The organism is Sulfurisoma sediminicola (assembly GCF_003865015.1).
Lineage (GTDB): Bacteria > Pseudomonadota > Gammaproteobacteria > Burkholderiales > Rhodocyclaceae > Sulfurisoma > Sulfurisoma sediminicola.
This window is the reverse complement of the sequence record NZ_BHVV01000002.1, coordinates 217994-232560: the sequence shown is the minus strand read 5'-3', so window position 1 is coordinate 232560 and position 14567 is coordinate 217994. Positions and strand designations below refer to the sequence as shown.

General features: G+C 66.9%; 14 protein-coding genes and 1 riboswitch. Of the genes, 11 read left to right on the top strand and 3 right to left on the bottom strand.

Annotation, left to right across the window (positions count from 1 at the left end; genetic code table 11):
• The first annotated feature begins 16 nt into the window (after positions 1-16).
• The 5 genes from EJE94_RS05175 to metF all read left to right on the top strand — a co-directional run bounded on the left by EJE94_RS05175 (position 17) and on the right by metF (position 6474).
• Positions 17-2737, top strand: coding sequence for a bifunctional diguanylate cyclase/phosphodiesterase (locus tag EJE94_RS05175; RefSeq protein WP_121240385.1), 2721 nt, complete (start codon positions 17-19; stop codon positions 2735-2737).
• A gap of 79 nt (positions 2738-2816) precedes the next feature.
• Positions 2817-3242, top strand: coding sequence for a hypothetical protein (locus EJE94_RS05170; RefSeq protein ID WP_121240384.1), 426 nt, complete (start codon positions 2817-2819; stop codon positions 3240-3242).
• Between the two features lie 44 nt (positions 3243-3286).
• Positions 3287-3358: riboswitch (S-adenosyl-L-homocysteine riboswitch) on the top strand.
• An 89-nt stretch (positions 3359-3447) separates the two neighbouring features.
• Positions 3448-4845, top strand: coding sequence for an adenosylhomocysteinase (gene ahcY, locus EJE94_RS05165; RefSeq protein ID WP_207855744.1), 1398 nt, complete (start codon positions 3448-3450; stop codon positions 4843-4845).
• Positions 4846-4931: 86 nt separating this feature from the next.
• Positions 4932-5654 (top strand): TlyA family RNA methyltransferase, encoded by a 723-nt coding sequence (locus EJE94_RS05160; protein WP_121240383.1) that lies wholly within the window; start codon positions 4932-4934, stop codon positions 5652-5654.
• Positions 5644-6474 (top strand): methylenetetrahydrofolate reductase [NAD(P)H], encoded by an 831-nt coding sequence (metF, locus tag EJE94_RS05155; RefSeq protein WP_121240382.1) that lies wholly within the window; start codon positions 5644-5646, stop codon positions 6472-6474. Before EJE94_RS05160 ends, metF begins: the two co-directional genes overlap by 11 nt.
• Here metF and EJE94_RS05150 read toward each other — a convergent pair.
• Complete coding sequence (locus EJE94_RS05150; RefSeq protein ID WP_121240381.1) at positions 6467-6985, bottom strand: energy transducer TonB; 519 nt, start codon at positions 6983-6985, stop codon at positions 6467-6469. The genes metF and EJE94_RS05150 overlap by 8 nt on opposite strands.
• A gap of 41 nt (positions 6986-7026) precedes the next feature.
• Here EJE94_RS05150 and EJE94_RS05145 point away from each other — a divergent pair, with 41 nt between their 5' ends.
• Positions 7027-7938, top strand: a complete 912-nt coding sequence (locus EJE94_RS05145; protein WP_121240380.1) for an ankyrin repeat domain-containing protein — start codon at positions 7027-7029, stop codon at positions 7936-7938.
• A gap of 9 nt (positions 7939-7947) precedes the next feature.
• On the opposite strand, the gene EJE94_RS05140 is transcribed toward EJE94_RS05145, so the two are convergent.
• Together EJE94_RS05140 and EJE94_RS05135 are read right to left on the bottom strand one after the other, a co-directional pair.
• Complete coding sequence (locus EJE94_RS05140) at positions 7948-8832, bottom strand: DMT family transporter (protein WP_243642530.1); 885 nt, start codon at positions 8830-8832, stop codon at positions 7948-7950.
• Between the two features lie 221 nt (positions 8833-9053).
• Positions 9054-10574 (bottom strand): helicase HerA-like domain-containing protein, encoded by a 1521-nt coding sequence (locus EJE94_RS05135; protein ID WP_121240378.1) that lies wholly within the window; start codon positions 10572-10574, stop codon positions 9054-9056.
• Between the two features lie 71 nt (positions 10575-10645).
• Here EJE94_RS05135 and EJE94_RS05130 point away from each other — a divergent pair, with 71 nt between their 5' ends.
• Genes EJE94_RS05130 through ruvA form a run of 5 tightly spaced genes read left to right on the top strand, consistent with a single transcriptional unit; the run spans position 10646 to position 14554 of the window.
• Positions 10646-11371, top strand: a complete 726-nt coding sequence (locus EJE94_RS05130; protein ID WP_121240377.1) for a YebC/PmpR family DNA-binding transcriptional regulator — start codon at positions 10646-10648, stop codon at positions 11369-11371.
• A 27-nt stretch (positions 11372-11398) separates the two neighbouring features.
• A complete protein-coding gene (locus tag EJE94_RS05125; protein WP_121240376.1) occupies positions 11399-12247 on the top strand; it encodes a DMT family transporter in 849 nt (282 codons plus the stop codon).
• The gene (gene ruvC, locus EJE94_RS05120) at positions 12244-12777 is read left to right on the top strand and encodes a crossover junction endodeoxyribonuclease RuvC (protein WP_121240375.1); all 534 of its coding nucleotides are present in this window, start codon (positions 12244-12246) and stop codon (positions 12775-12777) included. The genes EJE94_RS05125 and ruvC overlap by 4 nt, the downstream gene beginning before the upstream one ends.
• Positions 12774-13964, top strand: coding sequence for a glycosyltransferase (locus tag EJE94_RS05115; protein ID WP_121240374.1), 1191 nt, complete (start codon positions 12774-12776; stop codon positions 13962-13964). Before ruvC ends, EJE94_RS05115 begins: the two co-directional genes overlap by 4 nt.
• Entirely contained in the window at positions 13961-14554 is a 594-nt protein-coding gene (gene ruvA, locus EJE94_RS05110; RefSeq protein WP_121240373.1) for a Holliday junction branch migration protein RuvA, read from the top strand. Before EJE94_RS05115 ends, ruvA begins: the two co-directional genes overlap by 4 nt.
• Positions 14555-14567: the final 13 nt, after the last annotated feature.

The following is a 14567-nucleotide window of genomic DNA, read 5'->3' as shown; positions in this document are numbered from 1 at the left end:
GCGCTATATTTAGTACATGAATTCCAAGGAGAATTTCGGCGATCCGTCCGAAAGAGTTGAGATCGCGCCGCGCGGTTTTGCCTCTTACCGGTGGGTGGCGTGGCTGGTTCTCGCACTAAGCCTGAGCCTGAATCTGCTCGGATGGAACAGTATGGTCGCCGACTTGCAATCCCAGTCGGAAGATCGCTTCGAACTCACGGTTGACGAGTTTCACCGTGCGATGAACGGGCGGCTGGACGGCTATGTGCGTGCCGTAAAAAGCATGCAGGCTTACGTCAGCGCGACCGACCGTACGCCTGATTTGACCCGCCTGAAGGAGACCATGCGGGTTGCGGAGGACTACCCGGGGGTCGCCTGGATCGCCTATATGAGGATTCCCGCCCGCGAGGTCGAGCCGCAACAGGCCGGCTTCGCTGTCGACCAACTGGCGTCCCTGAGCGAGGGCAAGCGCATCGCGGCGCAAACGGCAGTATTGCCCCTCAGTCACGCTCCGGAAGGGTGGCGACCTGCCGAGCATCGCCGGGTCCTGGAGTTGGCCCGCGATAGCGGCGAAAACCGGATAAGCGGAAACATTGCGCTCGCTTCAGGCGACGTCAACGGCCGCCGCCCCGGCTTCCTGATGGTCCAGGCCGTCTACCGCGACGGCTCGGTACCGCACGAACTCTCCGCGCGGCGCAACAACTTGACCGGTTTCCTTTCGGTCGGAATTCGCGTTGACACGCTGCTGTTCGGTCTGCTCGGCGAAAAGCCCAAGGAGATCGCGGTGCGGCTTCATGATGGTCCGAATGCCCGCTCCCCGCTATTCCATGAGAGCCACCAGGCATCCGACTTCGCCGCCGCACGCTTCCACCAGGAGCGGTACCTCAATGTCGGTGGCCGCGTCTGGACCGTCGATTACGCCAGTCTTCCCGGTTTCGAGAGCAAGGTCGCCAGCCGGCAACCGGTCCGCTTCCTGGCCGCCGGCGTCCTGGTCAGCCTGCTGCTGTTTGCCGTCGTGTGGTCGCTGTCGAGGACGCGGATTCAGGCGATCGACGTCGCACGCAGGATGACAGCATCGCTCCGTGGCAGCGAAGCCAAGCTGCGCCAACTGTTCGTCCAGGCTCCCCTCGGCGTAATGACCCTCGACAAGAGCGGCCGGATCACCGACTGCAACGAAAAACTCCTGCGCTACACGGGTGCAGAGCGGGAGCGGGTTCTGGGTGTCGACATGCTGCGGGACGGCAACCCGGACCTGGTAGCGTCATTGCGGAATGCCATCGAGGGCGCTACCACCACCATCGAGACGGACCGAACGCCGGTTACCGGCGAGGCGGGAGATCATTTCCGCTGTCATTTCCAGCCGATCAAGCTGGACGGGGAACTCATCAACGTCCTCTGTTTCGTCGAGGACATCAGCGAACGCAAGCGCGCAGAAGCCCACATCGAGCATCTCGCCCATCATGATGCCCTGACCGGCCTGACCAACCGCCATCGCTTCGGCGAGCATCTGGACATAGCGATCGCCAATGCGGCCCAGGTCAACCGCTCGGTAGGGCTGCTTTTCCTCGACCTCGACGACTTCAAGACGGTCAACGACACTCTGGGACATTCCGTTGGCGATGCCTTGCTGGTCCAGATAGCGCAGCGTCTGGAGCAGTGCGTCCGCGAATCCGACCAGATCGCGCGCATCGGCGGTGACGAGTTCCTGATCCTGCTCAACAATCTGACGGAGCCCAAAGCCTGCGCCCGCGTCGCGGAAAAGATCATCGCCGCGGTGTCCCAACCGCTCGAACTCGGCGAGCGCCAGTTCTCGATCACCGTGTCCATAGGCATCGCCGTCTGGCCGGGCGATGGCGCCAACGCGGATGCCCTGGCACGAAGCGCCGATCTGGCCATGTACCACGCCAAGAACAGGGGCCGCAACAACTACCAGTTCTTCACGGCCGAACTCAACGCCAAGGCCTTCGAAACGCTGGCGACCGAGGCGGCCCTGCGCAAGGCTCTCGAGCATCAGGAATTCGTGCTCCATTACCAGGCCCAGGTGGATGTCGCCAACAGCCGCATCACCGGCGCCGAGGCATTGGTGCGCTGGCAGCACCCCAAATTGGGGCTCATAGGACCCGACAAGTTCATTCCGGTGGCCGAGGAGCGGGGGCTCATCAACCGCATCGGCGACTGGGTACTGCACGCCGCCTGCCGCCAGGCCAAGGCTTGGGAGGATGCCGGCCATCTACAACTGCCCGTGGCCGTCAATATTTCGGCCCGGCAATTGCGGGAAGGCACCCTCCGCGATAGCGTGCTTGGAGCACTGGCGGCGAGCGGCCTTGATCCGCACCTGCTCGTGCTGGAAATCACCGAAACGGCGGTGATGGAAGACATGGATACGGCAGTGGCCGTCCTCGAGGACCTCTGCAAGCTGGGTGTCGCCATCGAGATCGACGACTTCGGTACCGGCTATTCCTCGCTGGCCTACCTCAAGCGCCTCCCGATCCACCGGCTCAAGATCGACCGGTCGTTCGTGCGGGACGTTCCGGGCACCAGCGACGACGAGGCCATCATCCGCGCCATCGTCAGCATGGCACACAGCCTCAAGCTCGACGTGATCGCGGAGGGCGTGGAAACGGCGGACCAGGCCGGCTTCCTGCGCGGCCTCGGTTGCCCCGACATGCAGGGCTTCTGGCTCGCACGGCCCGAACCTCCCGTGGAGTTCGAACGCCTGCTGGCCCGCGGCGATATCGTCCCGACCGCAGACGGCTAAGGGACGCAGGCGGTCCGGCGACAGCCGCCATGTCCGCGTGCGAACCAGCCGCCGACGTTGTCGTGTGCCAGGAGGACCGTTGGACATTGTCGAGGGTGTGCGCAAGCTCGGTTTTCGCAAGTGGTACGAACACCAGCTCGTCGAGGCGCATGCCTGGTTGGTGACGGGCTTTCTCGCGCTGATCCTCGCCTTCGCCCTGTTCGAACTGCACAACGACGCCGGCGGTGTCCAGCCCCGCTTGCTGCTGCTTGCCGGGGCGCTCGCCAGCGCCGCCGGCGGCATTCTCGCCTGGCTGCGTTATCACCATGTCCTCGAATCCACCGAGCTGGCGGCGCAACTTGCCACCTGCCCGCATTGCGGCACCTACGGCCGGCTGGCGGTGGTCTGCAGCGCACCGCAGTCGGGAACGGCAGTAGCCGCCAACCCGCTCCTCGAAGACCTGCCCCATCTGCGCGTGCGCTGCCGTCGCTGCGAGGGCGAATGGCGACTGGAGCCTCCTCCGTGAGGGCGGGGGTTTGACGCATGGCGTGGGCGCGTATAATGCGTCGCTCATCCGAGGAGCGCTGCGAGGTGCAATTGCTGCCCCCAGGCTCGGATCAGCTAGAACGGCGCTCACCTGACCAACCCGTGCCGGCACGGGAGCGCGGGTGAGTCCGGCCACTCTGGCCCTCCCCCGCCTCCGTCCCGGCCGCAAGCAAAGGAGTTCCGCTGTGGCCAATCAAGATTACGTTATCGCCGACCTCGGTCTCGCCGACTGGGGCCGCAAGGAAATTCGCATCGCCGAGACCGAAATGCCCGGCCTCATGGCGATCCGCGAGGAATACGCCAAGGCGCAGCCGCTGAAGGGCGCGCGCGTCACGGGCAGTCTGCACATGACCATCCAGACCGCCGTGCTGATCGAGACGCTCACCGCGCTCGGCGCCGAAGTGCGCTGGGCGTCGTGCAACATCTTCTCGACCCAGGACCACGCCGCTGCCGCCATAGCCAAGGACGGCATCGCCGTCTTCGCCGTCAAGGGCGAGTCGCTGGTCGATTACTGGGACTACACCCACCGCATCTTCGAATGGCCGGACGGCGGCTACAGCAACATGATCCTCGACGACGGCGGCGACGCCACGCTGCTGCTGCACCTGGGCACCAAGGCAGAGAAGGACATCTCCGTACTGGCCAAACCCGGCAGCGAGGAAGAGACCATCCTCTTCGCCGCCATCAAGGCCAAGCTTGCCACCGACAAGACCTGGTATTCCACACGCCTGGCCAAGATCAAGGGCGTTACGGAAGAGACCACCACCGGCGTGCATCGCCTCTACCAGATGCATGAGCGCGGCGACCTCAAGATCCCCGCGATCAACGTCAACGACTCGGTCACCAAGTCCAAGTTCGACAACCTCTACGGCTGCCGCGAATCGCTGGTGGACGGCATCAAGCGCGCCACCGACGTGATGATCGCCGGCAAGATCGCGCTGATCGCCGGCTACGGCGACGTCGGCAAGGGCTCGGCCCAGGCCATGCGCGCGCTGTCGGCCCAGGTCTGGGTCACCGAGATCGACCCGATCTGCGCGCTGCAGGCGGCGATGGAAGGCTACCGCGTGGTGACCATGGAATACGCCGCCGACAAAGCCGACATCTTCGTCACAGCCACCGGCAACTTCCACGTCATCAACCACGACCACATGGCGAAGATGAAGGACCAGGCCATCGTCTGCAACATCGGCCACTTCGACAACGAGATCGACGTCGCCTCGATCGAGAAGTACCAGTGGGAAGAGATCAAGCCGCAGGTCGATCACGTCATCTTCCCCGATGGCAAGCGCATCATTCTTCTTGCCAAGGGCCGCCTGGTGAACCTCGGCTGCGGCACCGGCCATCCGAGCTACGTCATGTCGTCGTCCTTCGCCAACCAGACCATCGCCCAGATCGAGCTGTTCACGCGCAACGCCGACTACCCGGTGGGCGTCTACGTGCTGCCCAAGCATCTCGACGAGAAGGTGGCGCGGCTGCAACTGCGCAAACTCAACTCGCAGCTGTCCGAGCTGACCGATCAACAGGCCGCCTACATCGGCGTGCCCAAGACCGGTCCGTACAAGTCCGACAACTACCGCTATTGAAGTCCTTCCACCGCCGCAGCGCGCGTCCCGCACCGAAGCCCCACGCTCCGGTGCGGCCGCCGCACGCCGGTCCTCCCAGGGCTGACATGCTGCTGGTCGCACGCGGCCTCGCGCCTTCCCGCACGGCGGCGCAGCGCCTGATCGAGGCCGGTCGCGTTTTCGCCGGCGGCATGCCCGTGCAGAAGCCGGCGCAGGAACTGCCGGAAGGCGTCGAACTGCACATCGAGGAGGACGCGTCCGACCGCTACGTTTCGCGCGGCGGCATCAAGCTTGCCGGCGCGCTGACCCATGCGGGCATCGCGGTCGAAGGCCGCCGCTGTCTCGACGTCGGCCAGAGCACCGGCGGCTTCACCGACTGCCTGCTGGCCAATGGCGCGGCGCGGGTCACCGGCGTCGACGTCGGCCATGGCCAATTGCATCCCCGGCTTGCCGTCGACCCGCGGGTCGAGCAGTTCGAGGGCATCAACGCCCGCGAACTGAAAAAGTCGGCGCTGGCGGGACGCCGCTACGATCTCATCGTCGCCGATGTATCCTTCATTTCACTGACGCTGGTGCTGCCGCAGCTTCCCGCCTTCCTCGTCCCGAACGGCGACCTGCTGCTGTTGGTCAAGCCGCAGTTCGAGGTCGGCCCGGCAGGTGTCGGCAAGGGCGGCATCGTGCGCGATGCCGCGTTCTATGCCGAGGTGGAAGCAAAGCTGCGCTCCTGCTGCGGTGAATGTCACCTGACGGTCAAAAACTGGTTCGACAGCCCGATCACCGGGACCGACGGCAACCGCGAATTCTTTATCCATGCAAAACATGAAAACTGAACTCTCCTGCGAATTCTTCCCCCCGCAAACCGCCGAGGGGGTCGACAAGCTGCGTGCGGTGCGGGCCAAGCTCGCCGTACTCAAGCCCGGCTTCTTCTCCGTCACCTACGGCGCCGGCGGCTCCACCCGCGACCGCACCCTCGAGGTCGTGCTCGACATCCAGCGCGAAGGCCACGCCGCCGCGCCGCACCTGTCCTGCATCGGCTCGACGCGCGACTCGATCCGCGCGTTGCTCGGCGAATTCAAGGCCGCCGGCATCCGCCGCATCGTCGCCCTGCGCGGCGACCTGCCCTCGGGCATGGCGGATGTCGGCGAGCTTCGCTACGCCAACGAACTGGTCGAATTCATCCGCAAGGAGACCGGCGACCACTTCCACATCGAGGTGGCGGCCTATCCGGAATGGCACCCGCAGGCCCGCAGCCCGCGCGAGGACCTGCTGAACTTCAAGCGCAAGGTCGATGCCGGTGCCGACTCGGCCATCACCCAGTACTTCTACAACGCCGACGCCTACGAGCACTTCGTCGGCGAGGCGCGGGCGCTGGGCGTGACCATCCCGATAATTCCGGGCATCATGCCCATCGGCAGCTTTTCCAAGCTGGCCCGCTTCTCCGACAGTTGCGGCGCCGAGATCCCGCGCTGGATGCGGCGCAAGTTCGAGAGCTACGGCGACGATGCCGATTCGATCCGCGCCTTCGGCCTCGATGTGGTCACCGGCCTGTGCCAGCGCCTGCTCGAGCGCGGCGCGCCCGGCCTGCACTTCTACACGCTCAACCAATCGGTGCTGACGTTGGAAATCGCCCGGCGCCTGAAGCTCATTTGAGCCGGAAGGAAACCGGCAGCATGGTTTCGCCGCTGCCGCCGGGCACGGACTTGAGCGAAAGCGCGGCCCGCACCGCCGCCTGGTCGAGGATGGCGTGGCCGCTGCCGCGTTCGAGCTGCGCGCCGACCACCCGGCCGCGCCCGTCCAAGGTCACGGCGACCAGCGCCTCGCCCTCGAGGCCGCGGCGCACGGCCTCGTACGGATAGAACTCGGGGGGTGCAGATTTGTTCGCAGGCTTGAGTTCCGCCTGTGGCTGCGACAGAGCGGCCACCGGTGCGGGTGCCGGCGGTGGCCGCTCGGGCGTTGGCGTGGCGAGCGGCGGTTCGGGCGGCATCGGGTCGGCCGGCGGTTCGGCTGGCGGTTCGGACGGAATGTCGGGCAGAATCAGCGTCGCCTCGAGCGACATGCGCTGCACCGACGGCTGCGGCGCAAGCAAGCCGGCCCAGTCGGCCAGGGCGTAGGCCGCCAAGTGCAGGAAGAAGGACAGGACAAGGGCGATATGCAGCGGCACAACAGGATTCCGGGCGGTCAGGCGTTGACCGCGATGATTACATGAAATTGCTTCGCACCTTGCTGCTGATCCTCGCCGTCGTATCGGCGTCGGCGTCCGCGGCGACGATCTCGACCAATCTGCCCGACCCCGTGCGCTTCGGTGCGGTCATGGAACTCGGCGACGTGGCGCAGGTGCGCGCCTGGCTCGATGCCGGCCTCGATCCCAACTTCGTCGCCGACCGCATCGGCACCGGGCTGATGATCGCCGCCTGGACCGGCAACATCGCACTGATGGAGCTTTTCGTCGAGCGCGGCGCCGACATCCACCGCGCCAACGCTTTCGGCGAGACGGCGCTGCTCCACGCAGCCTGGCGCGGCCAGACCGAGGCGGTCAAGTGGCTGTTGGCGCGCGGCGCGAAGGCCAACCGCGAGGGTGCCGAGTGGTCGGCGCTGCACTACGCGGCCTTCGCCGGTCACGGCGAGGCGAGCCAGTTGCTGCTCGAGCGCGGCGCCGACCTCAATGCCCGCAGTCCCAATGGCTCGACGCCGCTGATGATGGCCATCCATGAAGGCCACGAGGAAATGGCCAGCTACCTGATCAAGCGCGGGGCCGACCGCAAGGTCCGCAACGAACGCGGCGACACGGCGCTCGACTGGGCGGTGAAGTACAACCGCACCGCGATCGCCAAGCTCATCGGCAGCGCCGACGAACTCGCGGCGGCGGCGGCCCAGGCGAAGAACGCGCCGGTGCCGCATTCGCAGTGGGAACCGGACAGCGTCGAGGAACTGCTGCGCATCCGCCGCCTCCTCGAGGCGCGCGGCATGTCGCTGAATGTCATCGACCAGCGCATCAACGCCCTGCGCGCGCGGCTGGCAGCGCAGGGCGGCGCCCAGAAACGTACGCCGGTGCTCGAAATCACCGCCAGGCGCAGGGCGCCGGCCCAGCAAGGCATGCGGTTGATTTTTCGCTGAGCAGTCGCCTCAGGCCGCGCTGCGCCGCCCGACCAGCGCGATGCCGGCGATGACCAGCGCCGCGCCGGCCATCTGCCAGGCGGAGATCGCTTCGCCGAGCAGCCACCAGCCGAGCACGATGGTGAGCAGCGGCCCGACCATGCCGATCAGCGCGGCGCGGCCGCTGCCGATGCGGCGGATCGCGGCGGACTGGGCGAATACCGGGATCACCGTGGACAGGATGGCCATGGCCAGGCCGTAGCCGTAGATGGGCAGCGGCTGCACCAGGGCGGCGAGCGGCTGGGTGGCGAAGAAATGAACCAGTGTAGCGGCGGTGGACACCAGCATCGCCAGCGCGGTGAAACGGGCGGTGCCGAGACGAACGATCATGCGTGCGCTGCCCGAAAGGTAGAGCGCGTAGGAAAGTGAGGAGGCGAAGACGAAGCCGCCGCCGACCCAGACCGCCGCCGTGTCGCGACTCATGCCGAGATCGTGGGCGAAGGCGGCGGCGATGCCGACATAGCAAAGCGCCAGCGCCGCCCATTCGCGCCGGCCGATGTGCTGGCCGAGGAACAGTACGCCGATGAGGATGACCAGCGTCGGGTAGGTGAACAGGATCAGCCGCTCGAGGCCGGCGCTGATGTACCGCAGGCCGAGGAAGTCGAAAATGCTGGCGCCGTAATAGCCGAGCAGGCCGAGGGCGACGACGAGCGCCCAGTCGCGTCGTTCCAGCGGCACCGCACCGCGCGAGGAATGCAACCCGACCCAGAGGAAGACCGGCAGGGCGAAGGCCATGCGCAGGGCCAGCAGGGTTACGGCCTCGACCGGCGCCGCAGCGTAGGCGAGCTTGACGAAGATCGCCTTCAGCGAGAAGCCGAAAGCAGCGAGGACTGCGAGCCAGAGGCCCGCAGTCACGCCAGCCACCTCAACGCCCGCCAGCCCCCAGCCCCCTCCGCCCGGAGCGGGCGGCTTTCGGCTCGCTGCGACCGAAGGAAGTGCAAAGCCGACCGAAGGAAGTGCAAAGCCGACCGAAGGAAGTGCAAAGCCGACCGAAGGAAGTGCAGAGCCGCTCGACTGTCACGGGGCGCGGTCATCGCGGCACGGGGCAGATTGCGGCTTCGCCGCGTGGCACTGGTTCAGCGCCGCCTGCCGCCGAGGATGGAGCCGAGCACGCCGCGGACGATTTCGCGGCCGACCTGGGAGCCGATGGTGCGCACCGCGGACTTGACCATGGCCTCGCCGACTCCCTGGCGGCGGCTCGCGCCGCCGCCGAACATGCCGCCCAGCATATCGCCGAGTCCGCCGAGCATGCCGCCGCCCGAGTCCGGGGCCGGCGCGGCGACGGGTGCCGTACCGCCAGCACCGAGTTTTTCCGTGGCGGCCGGCACGCCCCCCTTGAGCTTCTCGTAGGCCGACTCGCGGTCCACCGCCTGTTCGTAGTGGCCGTAGATCACCGAGCCCTTGATCGCCGCCGCGCGTTCTTCCGCCGTCAGCGGCCCGATGCGCGAAAAGGGCGCCAGCACGAAGCCGCGCTCGACCACCGTCGGGCTGCCCTTCTCGTCGAGGAAGGACACCAGCGCCTCGCCGACGCCGAGTTCGGTGATGGCGGTCTCGGCATCGAACTGCGGATTGGCGCGCAGCGTCTCGGCCGCGGACTTCACCGCCTTCTGGTCCCGCGGCGTGAAAGCCCGCAGCGCGTGCTGCACGCGATTGCCGAGCTGGCCCAGCACCTTGTCGGGCACGTCGAGCGGGTTCTGGGTGACGAAATAGACGCCGACGCCCTTGGAGCGGATCAGCCGCACCACCTGTTCGACCTTCTCCAGCAGCGCCGGCGGCGCCTCGCTGAATAGCAGGTGGGCCTCGTCGAAGAAGAACACCAGCTTGGGCTTCTCCAGGTCGCCGGCCTCGGGCAGCTGCTCGAACAGCTCGGCCAGCAGCCACAGCAGGAAGGTCGAGTAGAGCTTGGGCGAATTCATCAGCTTCTCGGCGGCGAGGACGTTGATGACGCCCTTGTCCTGGTCCGCCTGCATCAGGTCGGCGATGTCGAGCATGGGCTCGCCGAAGAAAGCCCCGCCGCCCTGGCTGTCGAGCGTCAGCAATCCCCGCTGAATCGCGCCGATCGAGGCGGCCGAGACGTTGCCGTACTCGGTGGTGAATTCCTTCGCGTTCTCGCCGACGTTCTGCACCATGGCGCGCAGGTCCTTGAGGTCGAGCAGCAGCAGGCCGCGGTCGTCGGCGATCTTGAACACCAGTTGCAGCACGCCTTCCTGCGTGTCGTTGAACCCGAGCAGGCGCGAGAGCAGCAGCGGCCCCATGTCGGAGACGGTGGCGCGCACCGGGTGCCCGCTTTCGCCGAAGACGTCCCAGAACACCACGGGGTTCGCCGCCGGCGCCCAATCCTTGACGCCGAGCTTGTCGAGACGCGCGGCCAGCTTGTCCGACTTGACGCCGGCCGCGCCGAGGCCGGACAGGTCGCCCTTGACGTCGGCGAGGAACACCGGCACGCCGATGGCGGAGAACTGCTCGGCCAAGCGCTGCAACGTCACCGTCTTGCCAGTGCCGGTGGCGCCGGTGATCAAGCCGTGGCGGTTGGCCAGCGCCGGCAACAGGGACAATTCGGTTTCGCCGGTCTTGGCGATGGGTAGCGGTCGGCTCATGGCGGTCGGGGCAGGTAGGTGGTGGGTGCTAAAATTGCGCGCTTTCATTCTAGCAACGCAAGGATTCCATTATGGCCGGTCATTCCAAGTGGGCCAACATCCAGCATCGCAAGGGCCGCCAGGACGAGAAGCGCGGCGCCGCCTTCTCCAAGATCGCCAAGGAAATCACCGTCGCCGCCAAGATGGGCGGCGGCGACCCGGGCTTCAATCCGCGCCTGCGGATGGCCGTGGACAAGGGCAAGGCGGTCAACATGCCCAAGGACAAGATCGACAACGCGATCAAGAAGGGCACCGGCGAGCTCGAAGGCGTCGATTACGTCGAGATCCGTTATGAAGGCTACGGCATCAGCGGCGCGGCCGTGATGGTCGATTGCCTCACCGACAACAAGGTGCGCACCGTGGCCGAGGTGCGCCATGCGTTCAACAAGTACGGCGGCAACATGGGTACCGACGGCTCGGTGGCCTTCATGTTCAAGCATTGCGGGCAGATCCTGTTCGCTCCCGGCACCTCCGAGGACGCGGTGATGGAGGCGGCCATCGAGGCCGGCGCCGAGGACGTGACGAGCGACGACGACGGTTCGATCGAGGTGATCACCGCGCCCAACGACTTCCTCGCCGTCAAGGATGCGCTTGAGAAGGCGGGTCTCAAGCCCGAGTTCGCCGAGGTGACGATGAAGCCGCAGAGCGAGACCGAGTTCGCCGGCGAGGACGCCGCGAAGATGCAGAAGCTGCTCGACGTGCTCGAAAGCCTCGACGACGTGCAGGACGTCTACACCACGGCGGTGATGGACGAGTAGCGCCGTCCCGCCAGCGCCGGGTTTTTGATGCTGGCCCGCTTCGCCCCCTGGCTGTTCGTGCTGCTCTGGAGCACGGGCTTCATCGGCGCCCGGCTCGGCCTGCCGCACGCCGAGCCGCTTTCCTTCCTGTCGGTCCGCTACGCGCTGGTGCTGTCGCTGCTGCTGCCGCTGGCACTGGCCATGCGTGCACCGTGGCCGCGCGACGCGCGGCAATGGCTGCACATCGGCACCGCCGGCCTGCTGCTGCATGGCATCTATCTCGGCGGCGTCTTCGTCGCCATCCGCCACGGCCTGCCGGCGGGCATCACCGCACTGGTGGTCGGCATGCAGCCGCTGCTGACGGCTTTCAGCGCCGCTCTCCTGCTTGGCGAAGCCGTGACGCGGCGCCAGTGGCTGGGACTCGTGCTGGGGCTGGCCGGCATCGCGCTGGTGGTGTCGGGCAAGGTCGGCGGCGGCTCGCCGCTGCAGGCACTGTGGCCGGCCGTGGTCGCCCTGCTCGGCATCACCGCCGGCACGCTCTACCAGAAACGCTTCTGTCCCCGCTTCGACCTGCGCAGCGGCGCCGTGGTGCAATTCCTGCCCACGGCGGTGGCCACCGCCCTCGTCGCTTCCGCCGTCGAGGACTTTCACATCGAGTGGACCGGCGAGTTCGTCTTCGCCCTGGCCTGGCTGGTTCTGGCCCTGTCGGTCGGCGCCATCGCCCTGCTCAACTTCCTGATTCGCGCCGGCTCGGCCGTCAACGTGGCGAGCCTGTTCTACCTGACGCCGCCGACCACCGCCCTGCTGGCCTGGCTCATCTTCGGCGAGACCCTGACGGCGCCGATGGTCGCCGGCATGGCGCTGGCCGTCGGCGGCGTGTATCTTTCACGGCGATGAGCGATCGCGTTCGCATACTGGGAATTGATCCCGGCCTCAGGATCACCGGTTTTGGGGTCATCGACAAGGTCGGGCAAAAGCTGGTCTACGTCGCCAGCGGCTGCGTCAAGAGCAGCGACAAGGACAGCCTGCCGGAACGCATCAAGACGCTGCTCGAGGGCGTCGCCGAGGTCATCGCCACGCACCAGCCCGACGAGGCCGCGGTCGAGAAAGTCTTCGTCAACGTCAATCCGCAATCGACGCTGCTGCTCGGCCAGGCGCGCGGCGCGGCGATCGCCGCGCTGGTCGGCGCCGGTCTGCCGGTCGCCGAGTACACCGCACTGCAAGTCAAGCAGGCCGTGGTCGGTCACGGCAAGGCGGCCAAGGAGCAGGTCAGCCACATGGTCTGCCGGCTGCTGCAACTACCGGGCGAGCCGTCGGCCGACGCCGCCGACGCACTGGCCTGCGCCATCGCCCACGCCCACGGCGGACAGGGCCTGGGTGCGATCTCCACCCGCGGGCTGCGCGTCAAGAACGGACGGCTGGTGTGAGCCTGTCGGTCTTTTACGGCTGGGAATTCGGCGAAAACCTCGGCCACATCGGCTGCTTCCTGCCACTCGCCCGCGTTCTGCGCGAAACGGGTCACACGGTCCACTGGACCGTCGCCTCGAGCACTTCGGCGGCGCGCCTGCTCGACAGGGAAGGCTTCGCCTGGCTGCCGGCGCCCCAATGTCCCGAAAAACCGCGGCAAGGGCCGCCGCTGACCTATGCCGATATCCTGTTGCGCTTCGGCTACGCCGATGCCTCGGACCTGCTCGGCTTGACCGTCGCCTGGCGCGAGCTGATGAAGCTCACGGGAGCACAAGTCGTTCTGGCCGACCACGCACCGACCGCCCAGCTGGCCGCGCGCACGCTGGATGTGCCCACGGTGATTTTCGGCAGCGGCTTCTACGTGCCGCCGCGGCAGATCCCCACGCCCAACATGCGGCCGTGGATTCCGCTGCCGCCGGAACAGCTCGCGGCCATCGAGCGCCCTGCATTGGCGAGCGTCAATGCGGTGATGGAACGATTCGGCAAGCCCCCGCTCGACGGCATCGCCCAACTCTTCGACGTCGCCGAGGACACGCTGCTCGGCTTTCCCGAACTCGATCATTATGCCGAGCGCGGCCCGGCACGTTACTGGGGCAATCTGCCGGACGCCGGTGTCGGCGAGCCGGCGCCGTGGCCGGCCGTACCGGGCAAGCGCCTGTTTGCCTATCTGCGCGCCGGGTGCCGTCATCACGAAGCCGCACTGGCCGCCCTGCACGCGCTGGGGCAGCCGACGGTCGTATTCTTTCCCGGCGCGCCGGAAGCACTGCTCGCGCGCTTCGCCGCGCCGCACATGGCTTTCGTGCGCAATCCGCTCGATCTCGCCCGCACCGGCAAGGAGGCCGATGCCGCGATCACCTATGGCAGCCTGTCGACGACCAGCCGCTTCCTCCTCGCCGGCAAGCCTTTGCTGCTGCTGCCCGGCCACCTCGAGCAATTCCTCATGGCCCGCCGGGTCGAGCAGATGGGCGCAGGTCTGCTCGTGGATCCCGAAATGCCCGCGAGCGACCTGCCGCAGAAACTGCAACAGGTGGTTTTCGACCCCTTCTTCGCCGGCAACGCCCAGGCCTTTGCGCGAAAATACGCGGCATTCCCGCAAGAGGTCGTGATCGGCAACCTCGTGCGCCGCATCGAGGAGATCTGTTCATGATTGGCCGCATCACCGGCACCCTGCTCGAAAAGAATCCGCCGCAGATCACCGTCGATGCCGGCGGCATCGGCTACGAGATCGACGTGCCGATGAGCACCTTCTACAACCTGCCGGCGGCCGGCGAGCGCGTGAGCCTGCATACCCATCTCGTCGTGCGCGAGGACGCCCACCTGCTGTTCGGCTTCCTCACCGAGGACGAGCGCGCGATGTTCCGCCAGTTGCTGAAAATCTCCGGCGTCGGCGCACGCACCGCGCTGGCGATCCTCTCCGGCCTCTCGGTCGGAGAGATCAGTCAGGCGGTGGTGATGCAGGACGCGGGCAGGCTGGTGAAGATTCCCGGCATCGGCAAGAAGACCGCCGAGCGCCTGCTGCTCGAACTCAAGGACAGGCTGCCCAAGGTCCAGCTCTCGGGTGCCGCAAAAGTCGGCGCTGGCGTCACGGCGCCCGACGCGACCAGCGACATCCTCAACGCCCTGCTCGCGCTGGGCTACAACGAACGCGAAGCCCTGGGCGCGATGAAGCAGCTGCCGCCGGACGCCGGCGTCTCGGACGGCATCCGCCAGGCGTTGAAGCTGCTGTCCAAGGCATGAAGTATTGCCCGCC